At 75.2% G+C, this 21806-nt stretch carries 18 protein-coding genes and 3 tRNA genes; 15 read left to right on the top strand and 6 right to left on the bottom strand.

Going from position 1 to position 21806, the window contains the following annotated elements; genetic code table 11:
* Positions 1–16: 16 nt before the first annotated feature.
* Positions 17–817 carry a glycerophosphodiester phosphodiesterase gene (locus ACZ7LK_RS27480; protein WP_392276797.1) on the bottom strand — a complete coding sequence of 267 codons (801 nt, stop codon included), beginning with the start codon at positions 815–817 and terminating at the stop codon, positions 17–19.
* A gap of 175 nt (positions 818–992) precedes the next feature.
* Between ACZ7LK_RS27480 and ACZ7LK_RS27475 the strand changes: the two genes are divergently transcribed.
* The 3 genes from ACZ7LK_RS27475 (at position 993) to ACZ7LK_RS27465 (ending at position 2973) form a co-directional block, all read left to right on the top strand.
* The gene (locus ACZ7LK_RS27475) at positions 993–2444 is read left to right on the top strand and encodes a S1C family serine protease (protein ID WP_469463538.1); all 1452 of its coding nucleotides are present in this window, start codon (positions 993–995) and stop codon (positions 2442–2444) included.
* A 153-nt stretch (positions 2445–2597) separates the two neighbouring features.
* A complete protein-coding gene (locus tag ACZ7LK_RS27470; protein ID WP_392276799.1) occupies positions 2598–2822 on the top strand; it encodes a hypothetical protein in 225 nt (74 codons plus the stop codon).
* A gap of 66 nt (positions 2823–2888) precedes the next feature.
* A tRNA-Ser gene (locus ACZ7LK_RS27465) sits at positions 2889–2973 on the top strand.
* A gap of 128 nt (positions 2974–3101) precedes the next feature.
* Here the strand turns inward: ACZ7LK_RS27465 and ACZ7LK_RS27460 are convergent.
* On the bottom strand, positions 3102–3407 hold the full coding sequence (locus ACZ7LK_RS27460; protein ID WP_392276801.1) for a transcriptional regulator: 306 nt from the start codon (positions 3405–3407) through the stop codon (positions 3102–3104).
* Positions 3404–3901, bottom strand: coding sequence for a hypothetical protein (locus ACZ7LK_RS27455; RefSeq protein ID WP_392276802.1), 498 nt, complete (start codon positions 3899–3901; stop codon positions 3404–3406). Before ACZ7LK_RS27455 ends, ACZ7LK_RS27460 begins: the two co-directional genes overlap by 4 nt.
* A gap of 240 nt (positions 3902–4141) precedes the next feature.
* Here ACZ7LK_RS27455 and ACZ7LK_RS27450 point away from each other — a divergent pair, with 240 nt between their 5' ends.
* Positions 4142–4774: a LysE family transporter gene (locus ACZ7LK_RS27450; protein ID WP_392276803.1), complete on the top strand. Its 633-nt coding sequence runs from the start codon at positions 4142–4144 to the stop codon at positions 4772–4774.
* On the opposite strand, the gene ACZ7LK_RS27445 is transcribed toward ACZ7LK_RS27450, so the two are convergent.
* Positions 4734–5678 (bottom strand): bifunctional DNA primase/polymerase, encoded by a 945-nt coding sequence (locus tag ACZ7LK_RS27445; protein ID WP_471143916.1) that lies wholly within the window; start codon positions 5676–5678, stop codon positions 4734–4736. The genes ACZ7LK_RS27450 and ACZ7LK_RS27445 overlap by 41 nt on opposite strands.
* 544 nt (positions 5679–6222) lie before the next feature.
* Between ACZ7LK_RS27445 and ACZ7LK_RS27440 the strand changes: the two genes are divergently transcribed.
* Together ACZ7LK_RS27440 and ACZ7LK_RS27435 are read left to right on the top strand one after the other, a co-directional pair.
* Positions 6223–6777, top strand: a complete 555-nt coding sequence (locus tag ACZ7LK_RS27440) for a SigE family RNA polymerase sigma factor (RefSeq protein WP_392276805.1) — start codon at positions 6223–6225, stop codon at positions 6775–6777.
* A gap of 98 nt (positions 6778–6875) precedes the next feature.
* Positions 6876–8522 carry a long-chain fatty acid--CoA ligase gene (locus tag ACZ7LK_RS27435; protein ID WP_469463547.1) on the top strand — a complete coding sequence of 549 codons (1647 nt, stop codon included), beginning with the start codon at positions 6876–6878 and terminating at the stop codon, positions 8520–8522.
* A 79-nt stretch (positions 8523–8601) separates the two neighbouring features.
* Here ACZ7LK_RS27435 and ACZ7LK_RS27430 read toward each other — a convergent pair whose 3' ends face one another.
* Together ACZ7LK_RS27430 and ACZ7LK_RS27425 are read right to left on the bottom strand one after the other, a co-directional pair.
* On the bottom strand, positions 8602–12366 hold the full coding sequence (locus ACZ7LK_RS27430) for a hybrid sensor histidine kinase/response regulator (protein ID WP_471143914.1): 3765 nt from the start codon (positions 12364–12366) through the stop codon (positions 8602–8604).
* A gap of 87 nt (positions 12367–12453) precedes the next feature.
* On the bottom strand, positions 12454–12900 hold the full coding sequence (locus ACZ7LK_RS27425; RefSeq protein ID WP_392276807.1) for an SSI family serine proteinase inhibitor: 447 nt from the start codon (positions 12898–12900) through the stop codon (positions 12454–12456).
* Positions 12901–13145: 245 nt separating this feature from the next.
* Here ACZ7LK_RS27425 and ACZ7LK_RS27420 point away from each other — a divergent pair.
* The 9 genes from ACZ7LK_RS27420 to ACZ7LK_RS27380 all read left to right on the top strand — a co-directional run bounded on the left by ACZ7LK_RS27420 (position 13146) and on the right by ACZ7LK_RS27380 (position 21776).
* Positions 13146–13236, top strand: a tRNA-Ser gene (locus tag ACZ7LK_RS27420).
* A gap of 229 nt (positions 13237–13465) precedes the next feature.
* Positions 13466–13538, top strand: a tRNA-Arg gene (locus tag ACZ7LK_RS27415).
* Between the two features lie 205 nt (positions 13539–13743).
* Complete coding sequence (locus ACZ7LK_RS27410) at positions 13744–14604, top strand: DUF2797 domain-containing protein (protein WP_471143913.1); 861 nt, start codon at positions 13744–13746, stop codon at positions 14602–14604.
* 214 nt (positions 14605–14818) lie between these two features.
* Positions 14819–15154: an antibiotic biosynthesis monooxygenase family protein gene (locus ACZ7LK_RS27405; protein WP_469463519.1), complete on the top strand. Its 336-nt coding sequence runs from the start codon at positions 14819–14821 to the stop codon at positions 15152–15154.
* Positions 15141–16025: an amidohydrolase family protein gene (locus tag ACZ7LK_RS27400; RefSeq protein ID WP_392276810.1), complete on the top strand. Its 885-nt coding sequence runs from the start codon at positions 15141–15143 to the stop codon at positions 16023–16025. Before ACZ7LK_RS27405 ends, ACZ7LK_RS27400 begins: the two co-directional genes overlap by 14 nt.
* A gap of 93 nt (positions 16026–16118) precedes the next feature.
* Positions 16119–16856 carry a response regulator transcription factor gene (locus ACZ7LK_RS27395; RefSeq protein ID WP_392276811.1) on the top strand — a complete coding sequence of 246 codons (738 nt, stop codon included), beginning with the start codon at positions 16119–16121 and terminating at the stop codon, positions 16854–16856.
* Positions 16856–18313: a sensor histidine kinase gene (locus tag ACZ7LK_RS27390; RefSeq protein ID WP_471143911.1), complete on the top strand. Its 1458-nt coding sequence runs from the start codon at positions 16856–16858 to the stop codon at positions 18311–18313. The genes ACZ7LK_RS27395 and ACZ7LK_RS27390 overlap by 1 nt, the downstream gene beginning before the upstream one ends.
* A 26-nt stretch (positions 18314–18339) precedes the next feature.
* Positions 18340–19611, top strand: a complete 1272-nt coding sequence (locus ACZ7LK_RS27385; protein WP_471143910.1) for a bifunctional glycosyltransferase family 2/GtrA family protein — start codon at positions 18340–18342, stop codon at positions 19609–19611.
* Positions 19608–21776, top strand: a complete 2169-nt coding sequence (locus tag ACZ7LK_RS27380; RefSeq protein ID WP_471143909.1) for an ArnT family glycosyltransferase — start codon at positions 19608–19610, stop codon at positions 21774–21776. Before ACZ7LK_RS27385 ends, ACZ7LK_RS27380 begins: the two co-directional genes overlap by 4 nt.
* The last annotated feature ends 30 nt before the right edge of the window (positions 21777–21806 follow it).

Below are 21806 nucleotides of genomic sequence, written 5' to 3'. Positions count from 1 at the left end.
CTCCGGGTAACGGGAGTTACAGGCGGCCCAGTTGGGACAGGACCTGTTTGGGGCGGTTGGTGATGATCGCGTCCACACCGAGCCGGGCGCACAGCTCCACGTCCTCCGGCTCGTTGACCGTCCAGACGTGGACGCGGTGCCCGGCCCGGTGGAGCCGGGCGATGTAGCCGGGGTTGTTGCGGACGATCCGGATGGAGGGGCCGGCGATCCGCGACCCGGCGGGCAGCCGGCCGTCCCGCACCCGCGGGGTGACGAACTGCATCAGGTACACGGTCGGGACGGCGGGCGCCGCCGCGGTCACCCGGTGCAGGGAGCGGGCGGAGAAGCTCATGACCCGTACCGGCGTGGTGGTCCCGGTCCGCGGCCGGGCCAGCCCGTACCGCTCCAGCAGCTCCACCAGCCGCGCCTCGACCTGGCCGGCCCAGCGGGTGGGGTGCTTGGTCTCGATCGCCAGCTCGATGCGCCGTCCGGCGTCGGCCACGAGCGCGAGCAGCCGTTCCAGGGTCAGGACGGAGGTGTACTCGGGGTCGCCCCAGTCCGGGCTCTCGTTCGGGTCCTTCCAGGCGCCGAAGTCCAGCGCGGCCAGATCGGCCAGCTCCAGGGTGGAGACGGCGCCCCGGCCGTTGGAGGTGCGGTTGACGCGGCGGTCGTGGACGCAGACCAGGTGGCCGTCGGCGGTGAGGCGTACGTCGCATTCGAGGGCGTCGGCGCCGTCCTCGATCGCCTTCATGTACGCGGCCAGGGTGTGCTCGGGCGCGTCCTCGGAGGCGCCCCGGTGGGCGACGACCTGGATCGTGTGCTGCCGTGCGTGGGTCACCGCGTCATGGTGCCACCGCTGTTCGGCCCTCTTCGACAGGCATCCGATTTGTCGTGAATAAAGGATGACCCGAAGATGCACAGCTCCGGCTTACAGTGGCCTGACGGGCTGTGGGAAAGGCTGTCCGCAGACACGTGTGACCCCCGACGACGTGGAACCCAGAGGAGACCGAGCCGTGAGCACTGAGAACGAGGGAAACGCGGACCCGTCCGTTCCCTCCGCCCCGTCCACACCTCCGGTGCCGCCCTCGTCGTCCGCGCCGGCGGAGAGCACCCGCGAGACGCCGGCAGCGGCGCCGGAACCGCCCCGCACGCCTCCGCCGGCTCCCGGGCACGCCCCGGCACCTGCGCACGCCCCGGCACCCGCGCACGCCCCGGCACCCGGGCACGCCCCGGCACCCGGGCCGTCCCCGGTCCCGCCGGCCGGTGCGGGCTGGGCGGCCCCGCCGCCTCCTCCGGTTTGGGACGCGCCTCTGCCGCCGGCCGCCGAGCCGCCGCGCAAACGTTCCGGCGGCGGGCTGGTCGCCGCCGTCCTGGCCGCCGCCCTCGTCGCGGGCGGCATCGGCGGAGGCATCGGCTACTGGGCGGCCGAGCGGGGCGACGGCGCCGGCAGCTCGACGACCGTCGCCGCGGGCGAGGCCCCGGCCGACTTCAAGCGGGAACCGGGCACGGTCGCCGCGGTGGCGAACAAGGCCCTGCCGAGCGTCGTCACCATCGAGGCCAAGTCGGGCGGCTCCGCAGGTGAGGGCGGCACCGGCACCGGGTTCGTGTACGACGAGGAGGGCCACATCCTCACCAACAACCATGTGGTCGCCTCCGCGGCGGAGGGCGGCACCCTCTCCGCGACGTTCTCCAACGGCAAGAAGTACGACGCCGAGGTCGTCGGCCGCGCCGAGGGCTACGACGTCGCCGTGCTGAAGCTCAAGAACGCCCCCTCGGGGCTCGCCCCGCTCGCGCTGGGCAACTCCGACAAGGTGGCCGTCGGCGACTCGACGATCGCGATCGGCGCCCCGTTCGGGCTCTCCAACACCGTCACCACCGGCATCATCAGCGCCAAGAACCGCCCGGTCGCGTCCGGCGACGGCAGCGGCGCCGGCCGCAACTCGTACATGAGCGCCCTCCAGACGGACGCCTCGATCAACCCGGGCAACTCCGGCGGCCCGCTCCTGGACGCGCGCGGCGCGGTGATCGGCATCAACTCCGCGATCCAGTCGGCCGGGAGCGGCGGTCTCGGCCAGTCCCAGGCGGGCTCCATCGGCCTGGGCTTCGCCATCCCGGTCAACCAGGCCAAGAGCGTCGCCGACCAGCTCATCAAGACGGGCAAGCCGGTCTACCCGGTGATCGGCGCGACGGTGAACATGGCCGAGGAGGGCGAGGGCGCCCGTATCGCCGCCCAGGGCGAGGGCGGCACCCCGGCGGTCGTGCCGGACGGCCCCGCGGCGAAGGCGGGCCTCAAGCCGGGTGACGTGATCATCAAGTTCGGCAACCGCACGATCGACAGCGGCCCGACGCTGATCAGCGAGATCTGGACCCACAAGCCCGGCGACAAGGTCACCCTGACCTACGAGCGCGGCGGCAGGACGGCGACGGTCGACGTCACCCTCGGGCAGCGCAAGGGCGACGGCTGACGAACCCCCGGGGCCGCGACGTCTCGGCCCCGCGCCGGAGCCGGGCCGGAGCCGGGCCGGAGCCGGCTCCGGATCCGGAGCCCGGGCCCGCGCCCGTCACCCGCTTCCGGCCCCCGGCGTGCCGGGAGCCGGGCCCCGGGCCACAGTGAGTGCATGACCGCACAGCCGCCGCCCGTGACCGTCTCCCCGCCGAACCCCACCGGCGGCCGCAGCGTCCACGCCGAAGGCCGCCCCCTCGGCCTCGCCCACAGCGTCGCCGACCTGGTCGACCTGCTCGGTGCCGTGGGCCTGGAGCTGGGCGCGGACGACGTGGCCACCAGCGGTCTGATCCACTGGCAGGGCGGCGGCCCCGCCGTCTGGGCCGAGTCCCCTCCCTGACCGGCCCGTCACCCACCCCCAACCGGTAGGCTGTAGCCCGCTCCGCGGCAGGTGCCGCGGGGCGAGGGTGGGTTGCCCGAGCGGCCTAAGGGAACGGTCTTGAAAACCGTCGTGGCGCGAGTCACCGTGGGTTCAAATCCCACACCCACCGCAGCACGCCGGACCGCGTACCGGCCAGGAAGGGGCGCCCCTCACGAGGGGCGCCCCTTCGGCGTTGCGGCTTTCGGCTTTCGGTGTCCGGCCGGTCGGGGTCGGTCCGCGGTCGGCCGTGCCGTCGGGTCAGGGGTCGACGATGGCGCGGAGGGCGGCGAGGTGGGCGTGGTAGGCGTCGCGGCCGGGGCGGGTGAGGCGGAGCCAGACGCGTTGGCGGGTGTCGCGCACGGCCTTGCGCTGCTCGACGTACCCGGCGTCGACCAGCACCGTGACGTGCTTGCTGAGGACGGAGGCGGAGACGCCGAGCCGGCCCTGCACGGTGGCGAACTCGGCCTCGCCGGCGGTGTCCAGGAGCGCGCAGATGCGCAGGCGGTTGGGGGCGTGGATGGTGGCGTCGAAGCCGTCCATGGGGTCGGCGGTGGCGTCGCTCATGAGGCCTTCCGGTGCAGGCGGACGAAGACGAGGTGGAAGGCGACCGACACCGTCGCGCCGATGACGGACGCAGCGAGGAGCCACAGCGGCTGGTGGGTCGCGCGGAAGACGAAGGCCGAGCCGATGAGGACGACGGGCAGGCCGGCCACCAGCGGCACGGTGGCTCGCTTGGGCAGGACGTCGAAGCGGAGCGCCACGCCGGTCCGGCGGCGCCAGGCGGAGGCCGCGACGGCGAACAGCGCCAGGAACACCGCCGTCATCACCGTCATGACGATGCTCCAGACGGACCGCGACAGCAGCCAGTCGTGGTCGGCCAGCGTGCCCCCGTAGACCGGTGGTATCGCGGCCACGTACAGCGTGAGCACGGCGACGAACCAGCGCGGCCACGGTGTGGCGGACACGGCCGCGGTGCTCGCGCTGACGCGCTCGGTTTCGGCCAGGGCGGCAAGGGCCTGCTCGGCGGTCGGTCGGACGACATCCCCGTTGGTTTCCATGTTGGAAACACTAGGGGTTGGTTTCCAACATGGCAAGTGGAGATTTTCCGGAGCGGAAAGAGGGGGCCGGGTGTCGCCGTACCGCGTGGCGTAAATGCGTTGCCCGGGCGGGCCGGGCGGCCTCAGCATCGGGGGCATGACTTCCCTGACGCGTCTCCTGCCGCCGCCCTCCACCGACCGACCGGTGCGCGAGCAGCAGCAGCGGCGCGGGCCCTGGCGGGAGCCGGCTTCCGTGCGCGCGTGATCGGGGCCCTGGTCGCGGGGGCGCTCGCCGGGTACGGGATCGCCGTACCGGTGGGGGCCGTCGGGGCTTATCTGGTGGCACTCACCGCGCGGACCTCGTTGCGGGTCGGGGTCGCCGCCGCGCTCGGGGTGGCGACCGCCGACGGGCTGTACGCGCTGGTCGCCACGGGCGGCGGGTCGGCACTGGCGCCACTCGTCGCACCGGTCGTCGTGCCCCTCCGGTGGGCGTCGGCCGTGGTGCTCGTGGTGCTGGCGGTACGGAGCGGCGCCGTCGCGCTCGGGCAGTACCGCGGCCGGCGGACGGCGGCGCGGGAGGACGAGGCGCCGGTCGGCCCGTGGCGGGCCTACCTGGCGCTCCTCGGGATCACGCTGCTCAACCCCATGACCGTGATCTACTTCGCCGCCCTGGTGCTCGGCAGCCGCGCCACCGGCTCCCCGGAACCGCTCGAACAGAGCGTGTTCGTGCTCGCCGCCTTCCTGGCGTCCGCGAGCTGGCAGGTGCTGCTGGCCGGTGGCGGAGCCCTGCTCGGCCGGGCGCTGACCGGCAGCCGGGGCCGGCTCGTCACCGCCCTCGCCTCCAGCGCGCTGATCATCGCGCTCGCGGTCCATCTGCTCCTCGCGGCGCCGTGAGGCGGGCCGCCGAGGCGATGGTGGCGCGCGCCTCCCGGGCGCTGAGCCCCGTGTGCGCGGCGGCATCGGTGAGGACGTCCGCGAGGGCGTCGCCGATGCCGTCCTCGTACGCCCGGCAAGCCGCCCAGAACAGCCGGGCGTTGCGTTCGCCCTCGCGCGCGGTCGCCACGAAGTGCACCAGGGCCTCGCCGCGCGACGCCCCCGGGCGCCGGGCGCGGGCCGGCGGCGGTGAGGGTGACCGGGGCGGTGACGGTGACCGGGGCGGGGGCGTCAGGAGGCGGAGGAGGGCCGGAGGGCAGGGGGCCGGGCCGAGCGCCGCCGTGCCGGGGACCAGGCGGTAGGCGCCGCGCGCGGTGACCGAACCGGGGCCGGCCAGGTAGCCGCCGTGGCCGCGGATGTCGATGCCGGGGGCGAGGCGGCCGGCCGAGTTCGGCACCGTGACGCCGGGCGGGGCGGTCAGCCAGAGGTGGCGGCCGCCGCTCGGGGTGAGGACCGTGACGGTCTCCGGGACGGTGAAGCCGTGCGCCCGGGCGAGACGCCCGAGGACGGCCGGCTCGGTGTCGAGGTCGACGCCGATCAGGTGGTGGGGCGGGCACCCGCAGGCGATGCCGTAGCCGGTGGCCCAGGGTGCGAGGGCGAACAGGGCGCGGACGGCCGCGGGGTCGGTGGTCGCGTCGTGCACACCGTGCCCGGGCCGGCCGCACTCGCCGCGGCAGGGGGCCGGTGCGGAGGCGGGCACGGAGGCGGGGGCGGGCGCGGGCGTGGATGCGGGGGCGCCGCGGTGCGGGGACGGCAGGGCCGGGAGCTTGTGGGGGGACAGCGGGAAGACGGGCAGTCCGCGCTCGGCGGCGGACAGCGCGTGGGCCAGGGCTAGGGTGGCGGTGCGCCGGTAGGGAGCGGCCATGCACTCATTTTCGTACGTCTGTTCGAGTCTGGCCAGAGGGTGTCCCGTGGCGTCGCCCGTGCGCCGATACCGCCGGACGTTTACCGGCCTCTCCTCACGCTTGCGGGGGAAAGATCCCTTCCGGGCGGGTTCGCCGGGGATCCGGTGGGCAGTTCTTGGGCCACGACGTCGAGAACAGGCCGCAGTCGGCGCCTGGTCGAGGGAGGACACATGACAGGCATCCGTACCGCTCCCGCCGTCCCGGCGGTGGGCTTCACCGTCTGGTAGGACCGGCCCGGGGGACAAGGGGACGAGGTGGGCGACGGCCCGCGCGGCGGTGCTCCGGTACCGGCGCGCGGGCCGTCGTCGTGCCCCGGTCCCGCCCGCGCCCTGCCGCCCGGCGGTGAACCGACGGTCGGCGCCGGGCCGGCCGACCCTGAGCCGGCGGGCCGCGCCTCCACCTCCAGGAGGTGCGGCGGCCCACCGCCCTACAACCTGAGGCGGACCCCCGGTCGGCACCTCTGGGCGATCCCCCGGGGCGGTACCCGCTCATAGCGTGGTTCCCATGACCGCGACCGCCGGCACCGTCTGCACCGGGGCCTCCACCGCCGCCACCGGACACGCCTCCTACCCGTCGTTCTCGTCGTACGTACGGGCCCGGGGGCCCGTGCTGCTGCGTACGGCCCGGTCGCTGACGGCCAACCCGTGCGACGCCGAGGACCTGTTGCAGACCGCCCTCGCCAAGACGTACGTCGCCTGGGGGCGCATCGAGGACCACCGGGCGCTCGACGGCTACGTACGCCGGGCGCTGCTGAACACCCGTACCTCGCAGTGGCGCAAGCGCAAGGTCGACGAGTTCGCGTGCGACGAGCCGCCCGAGCCGCTCGGGCCGGCCGGGCCCGACCCGGCGGAGCAGCAGGCGCTGCGCGACGCGATGTGGCGGGCGGTGACGCGGCTGCCCGACCGCCAGCGGGCCATGGTCGTGCTCCGGTACTACGAGGACCTCAGCGAGGCCCAGACGGCGGAGCTCCTCGGGGTGTCCGTCGGCACGGTCAAGAGCGCCGTCTCACGGGCGCTCGGCAAGCTCCGTGAGGACCCCGAGCTCGCCCCCGTCCGGTGATCGACCGAGGCGGATGTACTCCCGGGTAGTGACATACCGCGTGGTATGTGCGCAGAATCTGCACACCTTCGATGCCACGCGCCCAACGGGAGGACGCCGTGCTGAGCACCATGCAGGACGTACCGCTGACTGTGACCCGCATCCTCCGCCACGGGATGACGATCCACGGGCGGTCCGTGATCACCACCTGGACGGGCGAGCCCGAACCGCACCGCCGCACCTTCGCCGAGACCGGGGCCCGGGCCACCCGGCTCGCCGGAGCGCTCCGCGACGAACTGGGCGTCACCGGCGACGAACGGGTCGCCACCCTGATGTGGAACAACGCCGAGCACGTGGAGGCCTACCTGGCCATCCCGTCCATGGGCGCGGTCCTGCACACCCTGAACCTCCGCCTGCCCGCCGAGCAGCTCGTCTGGATCGTCAACCACGCCGCCGACCGGGTCGTCCTCGTCAACGGCAGCCTCCTCCCCCTCCTCGCCCCGCTGCTCCCGCACCTGCCGACGATCGAGCACATCGTGGTCTCCGGCCCCGGCGACCGGTCCCTCCTGGACGACGCGGCGGCCACCGTCCACGAGTACGAGGAGCTCATCGCCCGCCACCCGGCCACCTTCGACTGGCCCGAGCTGGACGAGCGCGCGGCCGCCGCCATGTGCTACACCTCCGGCACCACCGGCGACCCCAAGGGCGTCGTCTACTCCCACCGCTCCATCTACCTGCACTCCATGCAGGTGAACATGGCCGAGTCGATGGGCCTGACCGACAAGGACACCACCCTGGTGGTCGTCCCCCAGTTCCACGTGAACGCCTGGGGCCTGCCCCACGCCACGTTCATGACCGGCGTCAACATGCTGATGCCCGACCGCTTCCTCCAGCCCGCCCCGCTCGCCGAGATGATCGAGCGCGAGAGGCCCACCCACGCGGCGGCCGTCCCCACCATCTGGCAGGGTCTGCTCGCCGAGGTCACCGCCCACCCCCGCGACCTCTCCTCGATGGCCACCGTCACCATCGGCGGCGCCGCCTGTCCGCCCTCCCTCATGGAGGCCTACGACAAGCTCGGCGTACGCCTCTGCCACGCCTGGGGCATGACGGAGACGTCCCCGCTCGGCACCATGTCCAACCCGCCCGCCGGCCTCTCGGCCGAGGAGGAGTGGCCGTACCGCATCACCCAGGGCCGCTTCCCGGCCGGCGTCGAGGCCCGTCTCGCCGGGCCCGGTGGCGACTTCCTGCCCTGGGACGGCGAGTCGGCGGGCGAGCTGGAGGTCCGCGGCCCGTGGATCGCCGGCGCGTACTACGGCGGCGCGGCCGGCGAACCCCTCCGGCCCGGGGACAAGTTCACCGAGGACGGCTGGCTGAAGACCGGCGACGTCGGCGTGATCAGCCCGGACGGCTACCTCACCCTCACCGACCGGGCCAAGGACGTCATCAAGTCGGGCGGCGAGTGGATCTCCTCCGTGGAGCTGGAGAACGCCCTGATGGCCCACCCGGAGGTGGCCGAGGCGGCGGTCGTCGCCGTCCCCGACGACAAGTGGGGCGAACGGCCGCTGGCGACGGTGGTCCTCACCGAGGGCGCCACCGCCGACTACGGGACGCTGCGCGCCTTCCTCGCCGAGTCCATCGCCAAGTGGCAGCTCCCGGAGCGCTGGGCGATCGTCCCGGCGGTGCCGAAGACCAGCGTGGGCAAGTTCGACAAGAAGGTGATCCGCAAGCAGTACGCCAACGGCGAGCTGGACGTCACGGAGCTCTGACGGCGTGACGGAGCTTTGACGACGTCACACGGTACGCACGAGCGACGAGGGGCGCCCTTTCCGGGGCGCCCCTCCCGCGTCAGTTCGTACCGATCTTCGCCAGCAGGTCCACGATCCGCGACTGCACCTCGGCGCTCGTCGACCGCTCCGCCAGGAACAGCACCGTCTCGCCCGACGACAGCTTCGGCAACTCCGCCTGCTGGAGGCTCGCGGAGGTGTAGACGACCAGCGGCGTACGGTTCAGCTGCCCGTTCGCCCGCAGCCAGTCGATGATCCCGGCCCGCCGGCGGCGCACCTGCATCAGGTCCATCACCACCAGGTTGGGCCGGGTCTGCGCGGCCAGCGTGACCGCCTCGCTGTCCGTGGCCGCCCGTGCCACCTGCATGCCGCGCCGCTCCAGCGTCGCCGTCAGGGCCAGCGCGATCTCCTCCTGCTCCTCGATCAGCAGGACCCGCGACGGGTGCTGTTCACTGTCCCGGGGCGCCAGGGCCTTGAGCAGTACGGCCGGATCGGCGCCGTACGCCGCCTCCCGCGTCGCCTGGCCCAGTCCCGCCGCCAGCAGCACCGGCACCTCGGCGGCCACCGCCGCCTGACGCAGCGACTGGAGCGCCGTGCGGGTGATCGGCCCGGTCAGCGGGTCGACGAACAGCGCCGCCGGGAACGCGGCGATCTGCGCGTCCACCTCCTCGCGGGAGTGCACGATCACGGGCCGGTAGCCCCGCTCGCTGAGCGCCTCCTGAGTGGAGACGTCCGGCGCGGGCCAGACCAGCAGGCGCCGCGGGTTGTCCAGCGGTTCGGGGGGCAGTTCGTCGTCCACGGGCAGCGGGGCGGGCTCGTTGGCCACCTCGACCGCACCGCCCGGCCCGTCCAGCGGCTCCGGGCCCTCGGCCGCGTCCTCGTCCGGTGCCCCTATCTCGTACGCCCGCCCCTGCGGCTGGGCGGCCGGGGCGGCGGGCGCCGGGGCCGGTGCCATGGGCGCGGGTGCCGTCGGGGCCGGGGTCGCCGGGGCCGGCGTGGCCGTGGCCGGCGGGACGACCGGCTCCTCCGCCGGGGGCGTGGCCAGCTTGCGGCGCCGCCCGGATCCGGAGGACTGCTGCTGGGCGACCTGCTGGGCGAACGGCACGCCCTGCCCCAGCGTGCGCACACTGAACGCCCGCCCCTGGGTGGACCCGTTGGCGGCCTCGTCACCGGCCGGCGCACCCGAAGGCACCTCCGGCGGCAGGGGTACGGACCCGGTGCCGGTGCCGGTCCCGGTGCCCGTGGCGGTCTCCGGGACCGCCCGGCGACGCCCCGTGGGCGCGGGCGCCGGGGGCTGGACCGGGTGCGGCTGCGCCGGGGTGTGGTCGGCGTCCGGCTCGATGGCCGCCGTGCCGTGGTGACCGTCGGGCGCCGGTGCGCCGGCGCGCTCCTCGGGGCGCCGGTCCGCCTCGGCGGGCGGGAGCGCGAACGCGGTACGGGCGCCCCCCTCGGGGGCCGGCGGAGTGCGGTCCTGTGCCGACCCGAGCGCACGGCGGGCCCGGCGGCCCCCGGCCGGTTCCCCGGCCCGCTCGTCGGTGGCGGGAGCGGCGGCCCCGGCGGCGGCCGCGGGAGCCGGGGCGGGTACCGCGCCGGGAGCACCGGCGGGCGTCGCGGCCGCCGGGAGCGCCGGCATGGCGCCGCCCTCGCCGGCCCGCCGTGCCCGCCGCCCGGCGGGCGGTACCGGCACCGCGTCCGCGGGCACGCCCTGCGGGGGCACCGTCTCGCCCAGCGCGGGGCGGCCCTGCGCGCTCTCGGCGGCCGTCACCACCGCGCCCTCGGCGGGGACGCCGGCCGGCAGGGCCATGGCCCCGGCCTCCGCCGGGCTCGGCCGGCCGCGCCGCCGCCCGGTCGGCCTGGCCGCCACCGGGTCCTCGGCCTGCACGGGGCTCGCGCCCGGCTCCAGGAAGGCGTCCGTCGAGGCGCGCCGCGCCCGCCGCCGCCCACCGCCCGAGGTGCTGCCACCGGATGTACCGCCCCCGGACGTACCGCCCCCGGACGTACCGCCTCCGGAGGTGTCGCCCGATGTCTGCGCGGGCACCACCGGCGGGGCCACCGCGGGGGCCCCGGAGGGGGCCGCCCCGGACGGCACGCCCGGCGCGGGCGTACCCGCCGCCTGGGGGCCGGCCGGTGCCTCCGGCGCGCCCGTGCCGCGCGGCTCCGCCAACGCCACTTCCGCGGCCGGGGCCGGGTCCGCCGGCTTCACCGTCCCGGCACCGTCACCGAGCGGCACCTCCAGGACGTAGGCGCTGCCGGGCATCCCCGGCACCTCGTGCGTCTGGAGCACGCCCGCGTGCGCCCGGACGATTCCGCGCACGATCGGCTCGTGCACCGGGTCGCCCCCGGTGAACGGCCCGCGCACCTCGATCCGTACGACGTCCCCGCGCTGCGCCGCCGCCACGACGATCGTCGAGTCGACGTACCCGCCGCCCGGCACCAGCCGCGCCTTGCCGGTCGAGTCGACCCCGGCGACGTCCGCGATCAGATGGGCGAGCGCGGTCGAGATCCGCACCCCGTCCACCTCGGCCTCGATCGGCGGGGCGTGCACCGCGAACTGCACCCGCCCCGGGCCGATCAGCTCCACCGCGCCCTCGACACCGGCGGCGACCACCGCGTCGAGCAGCACCTTCGTCTTGTGCAGCGGCTCCTCGCCGACGTCGAGCCGCTGGTAGCCCAGCACGTTGTCCACGAGCGTCGTCATCCGGGCGTACCCGGCGGCCAGGTGGTGCAGCACCTGGTTGGCCTCGGGCCAGAGCTGGCCGGCCGGGTCGGCGGCCAGCGTGCCCAGCTCGCCGCGCAGCTCCTCCAGCGGCCCGCGCAACGACCCGCCCAGTACGGCGGTGAGCTGGGCGTGCCGCGCGGCGAGGGCCGCGTACCGCTCCTCGTGCCGCTCGATCTCCACGGAGAGCCGCTCGCTGAGATCGGCCATCTCGGTGGCGTGCTGCTCGGTGAGGTCGGCGACCTCGGCCGTGTGCCGCTCGGTCAGCCCGGTCACCTCGGCGGCGTGCCGGGTCTCCTGCTCCTCGTACGGGCGCCGGTCGGTGAAGGTCATCACCGCGCCGACGAGCTGGTCCCCGTCCCGTACCGGCGCGGTCGTCAGGTCGACCGGCACCGCCGAACCGTCCTTGGCCCACACCACCTGCCCGCGCACCCGGTGCTTGCGCCCGGACCGCAAGGTGTCGGCCAGCGGCGACTCCTCGAACGGGAAGGCCTCCCCGTCCGCCCGCGAGTGCAGCATCAGCGGGTGGAGTTCCTTGCCGCCCAGGTCGCTGGCGCGCCAGCCCAGTATCTGGGCGGCGGCCGGGTTGACCAGCACGATCCGCCCGTCGGTGTCTGTGCCCACGACGCCCTCGGAGGCGGCGCGCAGGATCATCTCGGTCTGCCGCTGGGAGCGGGCGAGCTCCGCCTCGGTGTCGATCGTCCCGGAGAGGTCCCGCACCACGAGCATCAGCAGCTCGTCACCCGTATAGGCACTGCCGTACGAGTCGTACGCCTCGCGTCCGTCCTCCAGGCTCGCGCTGGTCACCTCGACCGGGAACTCGCTCCCGTCGGTGCGCCGCGCGACCATCCGCGCCGGCTTGGTTCGGCCCCGCGCGTCGGCGGCCTCGGGGCGGCGCATCGAGCCGGGGATCAGCCGGGAGTCGAACGCGGGGAGGAGGTCCAGCAGCCCGCGCCCGACCAGTGCCGTACCGGGCGTCTCGAACATCTCGAGGGCGATGGTGTTGGCGTTGACGACCGTGCCGTTGCAATTGACGAGTACGAGCCCGTCCGGCAGCGCGTCGAGTATGGCTGCGAGGCGAGCAGCGCCTCGGGATGGCCTGCTGCTCACGACGACGCTTCCTCCCACTCGGCCTGTCACTGGAGGGAGTCTAAAGGCAGGGGGTGTGGGCCCGACGGCGGTTGTGTGCGGGTTCCTCTACGACCGGGCCATCGGAAGCACCGGCTTCAGGGCGTCCCACCTGGCGATCTCGCAGCCGTCGGTCCGCTTGAAGTGGGCGTCGACGTCCTGGCCCTGCCAGGTGCCGGTGATGTGGGCGGTGGCGGCGCCGCCGTGCTGCATGGTGCACATCCGGTCCTTGCCCACGGGTGCGAACGGGTCCTTGCCCTCCTCGGCCAGCTCGTCGAGCCGGTCGCACGCGCCCTGCACGCGCGGGTGGTTCCCCTCGGCGGTCCGCAGCCCGCACTTCAGCTCGAAGGTGCCGTCCGCCATCGGGTTGCCCGAGTTCTTCACGGTGACGGTCAGCGAGTCGGTCCCGGCCAGCAGCGGCAGCGGCAGGGGCCCGCCACCGGCCATGGCGGCGGGCGCGGCGGCACCGAGCGCGGCGAGGGAGGCGGCGGAGGTGAGAACGAGACGGCGCAGCATACGAACTCCTGGGGGTACGGATCCGTCGGGATGCCCGGCATCCCTCACCCCACTAACGCTCCAGCCCCCGCCGCGTTGCGCAACCCGGCCGCCCCGCCCCCGTCCCGCCCGCACCGCCCGCCCGGAACGCCTTTGCCCTGCGCCCCGCCCGCCTAGTACCGTGGGGACCGATTGGTGACACCCCCTTGGGCTGTGTCATCATCTGCACGCACCACTCGCGCCCGCGCGGGTGCGGGCAAACAACTGGAGGCGTCGCCTAGTCCGGTCTATGGCGCCGCACTGCTAATGCGGTTTGGGTCTTAAAGCCCATCGAGGGTTCAAATCCCTCCGCCTCCGCCGCACCACCCGAAGCCCCGGCCCCACGGCCGGGGCTTCGGTCGTTCCCGGCCCGGAAATCCCCCCGCCGCACCCGCACGGGTGATCCCCCGCCGCACCCCCGGACAGCGCCCGTATGGGCGTTTTCCCAGGTCAGAGGGGGTGTGGTTAACGGATTTCGCGTCACGGCGCAGGTCATGTAATGTTGTTCCCGCAACGCCGACCGGGCAGAAAAGCCCGGGAAGCACAAGCACTCGTAGCTTAACGGATAGAGCATCTGACTACGGATCAGAAGGTTGCAGGTTCGAATCCTGCCGAGTGCACACAGACAGAAGGCCCCCGGGATTGTTCCGGGGGCCTTCTGGCGTATCCGGGTCGACATCACCGTCCACGGCCGGTCCCTCGGCAAGGACGAGCCCGCGTCACCGGGTTGGCGCTCCGGCCAGAGCCCGCGGCCCCGCGCGGATGCCGGGACGGACGTTCGGGGGCTTCGGGGGCGTTCGGGCGTGGGGTCGTACCGTTGCGCGCATGGGCTGGCGATGTGAGGGGCTGCGGTGGCGGGGCGGGGTGCCGGTCCTGGTGTGGGAGGGCGGGCGGGTCAGTTCGCCGGGGGTCGGGCGGGAGATCGCCTTCCGGGCGGTGGGGGAGCGGCGGTGCGTGGGGGCGCGGGGGAACCGGTGTCCTCTCGGGGCGGTCGTGGCGGGGCGGGGGACCGGGGCGCGGTGCGGGGAGTGCGCGCGGCTGGAGCGGGCGCACTCCGTGGCGGCGGACACCGTGGCGGACGACCCCCGGACGTACCGCGTGTATCTCGCCTGGTTCGGGGCGGGCATGGTGAAGGTGGGGATCACGGCCGAGGAGCGCGGTGACGCCCGGCTGCTGGAGCAGGGTGCCGTGGCGTACGGCTGGCTGGGGCGCGGGCCGCTGATGGCGGCGCGGCGGACCGAGGAGGTGCTCGGGACGGCGCTGGGGGTGCCCGACCGGATCCCGTACGCGGCGAAGCGGGCGGCACGGGTGGGGCTGCCCGGCCGGGCGGAGCGGGCGGCGGAGGTGGCGGAGCTGTACCGGCGGGCCGTGGCGGTGCCCGGGTGGGCGGACACGCTGGAGCCGGTGGAGCTGCGGGTGGCCGACCACGCGGAGGTGTTCGGGCTGGACCGGGTCGGCCGGATCGACGGGGTGGTGCGGGAGCTGGTGGACGGGGGCCGCGTGGCGGGCACGCTCGTCGCCGCCGCGGGGCCCGACCTGCACCTGGAGGCGCCCGACGGGCGGGCGCTGGTGCTGGACACGCGGCTGGTCACCGGGTGGGAACTGGTCGCGGCCGGGCGCGGGGAGGGGACGACCGTGCCGGTCGCCGGACCGCCGTCGCCGGGGGAGCAGGGCGGGCTGTTCTGACCGGGTGCGGGCGCGGGCGCGGGCGCCGGTGCGGGCCGCTGGAGGCGGGTGCCTGGGGGCATGTCGGAGGCGGACGCGTCCGGTGGGAGGCACCGGGGCCGGCGCCGGGGCACCACGGCGCGGGCGGGGGCCGGGCGCGGGCCGGGTAAAGACTCGGATCCCGTTCGCCGGGAGACCTGGACACCCCGCCGGGCCGCGACGGAGGGTGAGCCGCATGAGTGATCACCTTGTGAGCGGTCTCGAACCGCCTTACTACACCGTCGTCTTCACCTCCGTCCGCGCCGCCGACGACCAGGGCTACGCGGAGACCGCCCGGCGCATGGAGGAGCTGGTGCGGGACGTCCCCGGCTTCCTCGGGTACGAGTCGGCCCGGACGCCCGGCGGTCTGGGCATCACCGTCGGGTACTTCAGGGACGAGGAGGCCATCGCCGCCTGGCGGGCGAGCGAGGAGCACCAGGCCGCCATGCGGCGCGGCCGCGCCGACTGGTACGAGCGGTACGCCGTGCACGTCGGCCGGGTCGAGCGGAGCTACGGCTTTGAGCGGGGATGACGAGGCGCCGCGCGTCCGGGCGTTCTGGGAGCGGCTGGGGCTGCCCGGGCTCGTCGACGTGCACACGCACTTCATGCCGGAGCGGGTGCTGCGGAAGGTGTGGGCGTACTTCGACGACGTGGGGCCGCTGACCGGGACGCCGTGGCCGATCACCTACCGCGAGGAGGAGGACCGGCGGGTCGGGCTGCTGCGGGAGTTCGGGGTGGTGGCCTTCACGTCGATGGTCTACCCGCACAAGCCGGGCATGGCGGAGTGGCTCAACGACTGGGCGGCCGGCTTCGCCGGGCGGGTGGACGGGTGCCTGCGGACCGCGACGCTGTTCCCGGAGGAGGGCGTCGAGCGGTACGTGGCCGAGGCGGTCGACGGGGGCGCGCGGGTGTTCAAGGCGCATGTCCAGGTCGGCGCGTACGACCCCAACGACCCGTCGCTGGACGGCGCCTGGGGGCTGCTCGCCGAGGCCGGCGTACCGATCGTGATCCACTGCGGTTCGGGCCCCGCCCCGGGCGAGCACACCGGGCCCGGGCCGGTCGCTCGGCTGCTGGCCCGGCACCCCCGGCTGCGGCTGGTCGTGGCGCACATGGGCCTGCCCGAGTACGCCGACTTCCTCGGCCTCGCCGAGCGGTACGAGGAGGTGCGGCTGGACACGACGATGGCGTTCACCGACTTCGGCGAGCGCCTGGCGCCCTTCCCGAAGGGCGAGCGGGGGCGGCTGCTGGAGTTGGGGGACCGGATCCTGCTCGGCAGCGACTTCCCCAACATCCCGTACGCCTACCTCCACCAGCTCCGGGCGCTGGAGGCGCTCGGGCTGGGCGACGACTGGCTGCGGGCGGTCTGCCACGGCAACGCGGCGCGGCTGTTCGCGCTCCCCTAGACGGTCCCGGGGCCCGGCCCCGCCCCCCCTTTTCTCAGCCTTTTCACAGAAAGGGGAAAGGGACCTCTCAGGGACGCGCGGGAGCGTCGGACCATGACCGTCTCCTCGCCCCAGGGGCGCACCGAACTGCTCAGGCCCGACGGAAGCGCCGTACGGGTGCTCGTCGTGGACGACGAGGACCCGCTCGCCGAGCTGCTGTCCATGGCCCTGCGGTACGAGGGGTGGGAGGTGCGCAGTGCCGGGGACGGCGCCGGGGCGCTGCGCTCGGCGCGGGACTTCCGGCCGGACGCCGTCGTCCTGGACGTGATGCTGCCGGACATGGACGGGCTGACGGTGCTCGGCCGGCTGCGGCGCGAGGCGCCCGACGTGCCCGTGCTGTTCCTCACCGCGAGGGACGCGGTGGAGGACCGGATCGCGGGGCTGACGGCGGGCGGGGACGACTACGTCACCAAGCCGTTCAGCCTGGAGGAGGTCGTGGCCCGGCTGCGCGGGCTGATCCGCAGGTCCGGTACCGCGCCGGCGCGGGGCGAGTCCGTCCTGGTGGTGGGTGACCTGGTGCTGGACGAGGACAGTCACGAGGTGACGCGCGGCGGGCAGGGGATCCACCTGACCGCCACCGAGTTCGAGCTCCTGCGGTTCCTCATGCGCAATCCGCGCAGGGTGCTCAGCAAGGCGCAGATCCTGGACCGGGTGTGGAGCTACGACTTCGGGGGCCAGGCCAACGTGGTCGAGCTCTACATCTCGTACCTGCGGAAGAAGATCGACGCGGGTCGCTCGCCGATGATCCACACCCGGCGGGGCGCGGGGTACCTCCTCAAGCCGGGCGAGTGATGCGGCGCCGGTCGCTGCGGACGCGGCTGGTGGTGTCGGCGGTGGCGCTGATCGCGGTCGTCGCCGCCGTGATCGGCACGGTCACCACGGTCGCGTTGCGCTCGTACCTGACGGGCCAGAAGGACGAGCAGCTCACGGAGGCCGTCAGGAGGGCGGCCGGGCCCCGGTGGGACGACCTCCGGTTCGTCACGGCACCCGGGCAGGACCTCGGCACCGTCGGCGGGCGCGCGGACGGGCCCGAAGCGCCGCTGAGCACGGCCGGCCGGTCCGTGGGCGAGCGGCCCGACGACCCGCCCGGCCCGCTGGACCGGGCGCAGACCGCCGCGCTGTCCGCCGTCCCCCGGGACGGCCGGGTCCACCCGGCCTCCCTGCCCGGGCTGGGCGACTACCGGGTGCTGGCGTCCCCCGACGGCACGCTGGTGCTGGGCTTCCCCGTCGGCGACGTCCAGGACACCGTCGGCACCCTGATCCTGGTCGAGGTGTGCGTGACGGGGGCCGGCCTGGTCGCCGCCGGCCTCGCGGGCGGCGCCCTGGTCTCCGTGGCACTGCGCCCGCTGCGGCGGGTGGCCGCCACCGCCCGGCGGGTCGGGGAACTGCCCCTGCACAGCGGCGAGCCGGCGCTGTACGAGCGCGTCCCGGCCGCCGAGGCCGACCCGCGCACCGAGGTCGGCCAGGTCGGCGCGGCCCTCAACCGGATGCTCGACCATGTGCACGCGGCCCTGCGCGCGCGTCAGGAGAGCGAGATTCGGGTACGCCGGTTCGTCGCGGACGCCAGCCACGAGCTCCGGACGCCGCTGGCGTCGATCCGGGGGTACGCCGAGCTGACCCGGCGGGGCCGGGAGAGGCCCGGGCCGGACACGGAGCACGCGCTGGGGCGGATCGAGGCGGAGGCCACCCGGATGACCGGGCTGGTGGAGGATCTGCTGCTGCTGGCCCGGCTGGACGCCGGCCGCCCGCTCTCGTACGGCAGCGCCGATCTCGCGCCGCTCGTCGTGGACGCGGTGAGCGACGCCCGCGCCGCCGGGCCGGACCACCACTGGCGCCTGGAGCTGCCGGACGCGCCCGTCACCGTCCGGGCGGACGCCGCGCGGCTGCACCAGGTGCTGGTCAACCTGCTCGGCAACGCCCGCACCCACACCCCGCCGGGCACCACCGTCACCGCGCGGGTCCGCTCCGAGGGGCCGTGGTCGGTCGTGGAGGTCGAGGACGACGGGCCGGGCGTCCCGGACGGGCTCCTGCCGCACGTCTTCGAGCGCTTCGCGCGCGGGGACACCTCCCGTTCCCGGCACGCCGGCTCCACCGGCCTGGGGCTGGCCATCGTCCAGGCGGTGGTCGTCGCGCACGGGGGCGAGGTGGGCGTGCGGAGCGTCCCGGGCCGGACCGTGTTCGCCGTACGCCTGCCGGGCCCGGACCGGCAGGACTCACAGGCGGACCACAGGGTCGTCACACCGGTGTGACAGCGCCCGTCGCGACGGTCGACGGCATGGCAACCGAATGCATTGCCGGGGCCCTGCCCGCCCGGGAACACCTTCCCGTGGACGGCGCCGGGCGGCCCGTACTCGACGTCGTCGTACCCGTGTACAACGAGGAGAAGGACCTCGAACCGTGCGTGCTGCGGCTGCGCGAGCACCTGGCCCGCACCTTCCCCTACGGCTTCCGCATCACGGTCGCCGACAACGCCAGCACCGACCGCACGCCGGAGGTGGCCGCCCGGCTGGCGGCCCTGCTGCCGGAGGTGCGGTCGGTGCGGCTGGAGCGGAAGGGGCGTGGCCGGGCGCTGCGGACCGTCTGGTCGCACTCCGACGCGCCCGTCCTCGCCTACATGGACGCCGACCTGTCCACCGACCTCAACGCCCTGCTGCCGCTGATCGCCCCGCTGATCTCGGGCCACTCGGACCTGGCGATCGGCTCCCGGCTGGCGGGCGGTTCACGGGTGGTGCGGGGGCCGAAGCGGGAGCTGGTCTCCCGTACGTACAACCTCATCCTGCGCGGCTCGCTCGCCGCCCGGTTCAGCGACGCCCAGTGCGGGTTCAAGGCGATACGGCGGGAGGTCGCCGAGCGGCTGCTGCCGATGGTCGAGGACACCGGCTGGTTCTTCGACACCGAGATGCTGGTGCTGGCCGAGCGGGCCGGGCTGCGCATCCACGAGGTGCCGGTCGACTGGGTCGACGACCCCGACTCGACCGTCCACATCGTGCGGACGGCGGTGGAGGACCTGAGGGGCGTGTGGCGGGTCGGGCGCGCCCTCGCGAAGGGGACGCTGCCGCTGGACCGGCTGGCACGGCCGTTCGGTGACGACCCGCGCGACCGGACGATCGGCGGCGTACCGGGCGGGCTGGCCCGGCAGCTCGTCGGGTTCTGCGTGGTCGGTGCCCTGTCGACGCTCCTCTATCTGGCGCTGTACGCGGCCCTCCGGGCCGGGACCGGGGCGCAGGCGGCGAACGGGGCGGCCCTGCTGCTGTCGGCCGTCGCCAACACGGCCGCCAACCGGCGGCTCACCTTCGGCGTACGGGGCCGGGACCGGGCCGTGCGCCACCAGGCTCAGGGGCTGGTGGTGTTCGGCATCGGGCTGGCGCTCACCAGCGGCTCGCTGACCGCGCTGGACGCGGCGGCCGGGAACGCCTCGCGGAGCGCCGAGTACGCGGTGCTGATCGCCGCGAACCTGGCGGCGACGGTGCTGCGCTTCCTGCTCTTCCGCACGTGGGTCTTCCCCGACCGGCGCGCCCACGACGACACGGCGGAGGACGCCCGATGACGACGACACCCCGGCCGGCGACGGCGACGGCGACGGCGACGACGACAGGGCCGGGCGGCGCGGCCCGGCGGGTGTGGCGGGGGCGGGGCGAGGACGCCCCGTGGGCACGGCCCGCGTTCCTCGCGCTGCTGCTGGCCACCGGTCTGCTGTACCTGTGGAACCTGGACGCCTCCGGCTACGCCAACTCCTTCTACTCGGCGGCGGTCCAGGCCGGCGGCGAGAGCTGGAAGGCCTTCTTCTTCGGTTCGTCCGACGCCGCGAACTCCATCACCGTCGACAAGCCCCCGGCCGCCCTGTGGCCGATGGCCCTGTCCGTACGGCTCTTCGGGCTCGGCTCGTGGCAGATCCTGGTGCCCGAGGTGCTGATGGGGGTGGGGACGGTCGCCGTGGTGTACGCGGCGGTGCGGCGGCGGTTCAGCCCGGCCGCCGGGCTCCTCGCGGGTGCCGTGCTGGCGCTCACGCCCGTCGCCGCGCTGATGTTCCGGTTCAACAACCCCGACGCGCTGCTGGCCCTGCTGATGTCGGTCACCGTGTACGGCGTGCTGCGCGCGCTGGAGGGTGCCCGGACGCGGTGGCTGGTGGGGGCGGGGGTCGCGGTCGGCCTCGCGTTCCTGACCAAGACGCTCCAGGCGTTCCTGATCCTGCCGCCGCTGGCGGTGGTGTACGCCGTGTGCGCGCCGGCCCGGCCGCTCCGCCGGCTCGGTCAACTGGCCCTGGCCGGGCTGGCGATGGTCGTCTCGGGCGGCTGGTGGGTCGCGGTGGTGGAGCTGTGGCCGGCGTCGTCCCGGCCGTACGTCGGCGGGTCGCGGACCAACAGCTTCCTGGAGCTGACCTTCGGCTACAACGGGCTCGGCCGCCTCAACGGCGACGAGACCGGGAGCGTCGGCGGTGGCGGCGCGGGCGGGGCCGGTGGCGGTGGCCGTGGTGGCGGCGGCTGGGGCGAGACCGGCGCGGGGCGGATGTTCGGCGACGCCGTGGGCGGCCAGATCTCCTGGCTGCTGCCCGCCGCGCTGGTGCTGCTGGTCGCCGGGCTGGTCGTCACCCGGCGGGCCGCGCGGACCGACACGGCCCGGGCCGCGTTCCTGGTGTGGGGCGGCTCGCTGCTGACGACCCTGGCGGTCTTCAGCTTCATGGCCGGCATCTTCCACGAGTACTACACGGTCGCCCTCGCCCCGTACATCGCCGCCCTGGTGGGCATGGGCGTGACGGTGCTGTGGGAGGAGCGGTCGCGGGCGGCCGCCTCGGTGACGCTGGCGGTGGTGGTGACCGGGACGGCCGGGTGGGCGTACGTGCTGCTCGGCCGGACGCCCGACCACCTGCCGTGGCTGCGGTGGGCGGTGCTGGTGGCGGGCGCGGTGGCCGGAGCGGGGCTGGCGGCGGGCGCGCGGCTGGGGCGGCGGGTGGCCGTCGGGGCGGCCGGCCTCGGGCTGCTGGCCGCGCTCGCCGGGCCGGCGGCGTACACGTGGTCGACCCTCGGGACGGGGCACACCGGCTCCATCGTCACGGCCGGCCCGGCCTCCGCGCGGGGCGGCGGACCGGGCGGCTTCCGCCCGGGCGCCGACGGGCCCGGCGGGGCGGGCCCGGGCGGCCTGGGCCCGGGGGCCCCGGGCGGTCAGCTCCCGGGCGGCCAGGGCCAGGCGCCCGGTGGCCAGGTCCCCGGCGGCCAGCTCCCGGGCGGCGAGGGCCAGGCGCCCGGCGGTCGGGCCCCGGTCCCGGGCCGAGTCCCGGCGCAGGGCCAGGCCCCGGAGGGCCGGCCGCCGGGCGGTGGACGTCCCGGCGGCATGGGCGGCCTCCTGGACGGTGCCGACGTCGGCTCCGCCGTGAAGGCGAGGCTCGGCCGCGACGCCGGGGACTACACCTGGGTCGCCGCCGCGATCGGCTCCCAGAACGCCGCGAGCCACCAACTCGCCACTGGGAAGCCCGTGATGGCCATCGGCGGCTTCAACGGCAGCGATCCGTCCCCCACGCTCGCCCGGTTCCAGCGGTACGTGGCCGACGGCCGGATCCACTGGTTCATCGGCGGCGCGGGCGGCGGCGCGAGCGGCGCCATGGGCGGCGGTCCCGGCGGGGGCACCGGCGCCGCGATCACGGCGTGGGTGACGTCCACCTTCACCGCCGTGACCGTGGAGGGCGTCACCCTCTACGACCTGACCGACCCCGCGTAACCCCGTCCCCCGCCATCACCACGAAAAAAC

The organism is Streptomyces sp. NPDC039423 (assembly GCF_055598725.1).
The sequence above is the reverse complement of the archived record's forward strand: the minus strand, read 5'-3'. Positions and strand labels throughout refer to the sequence as shown.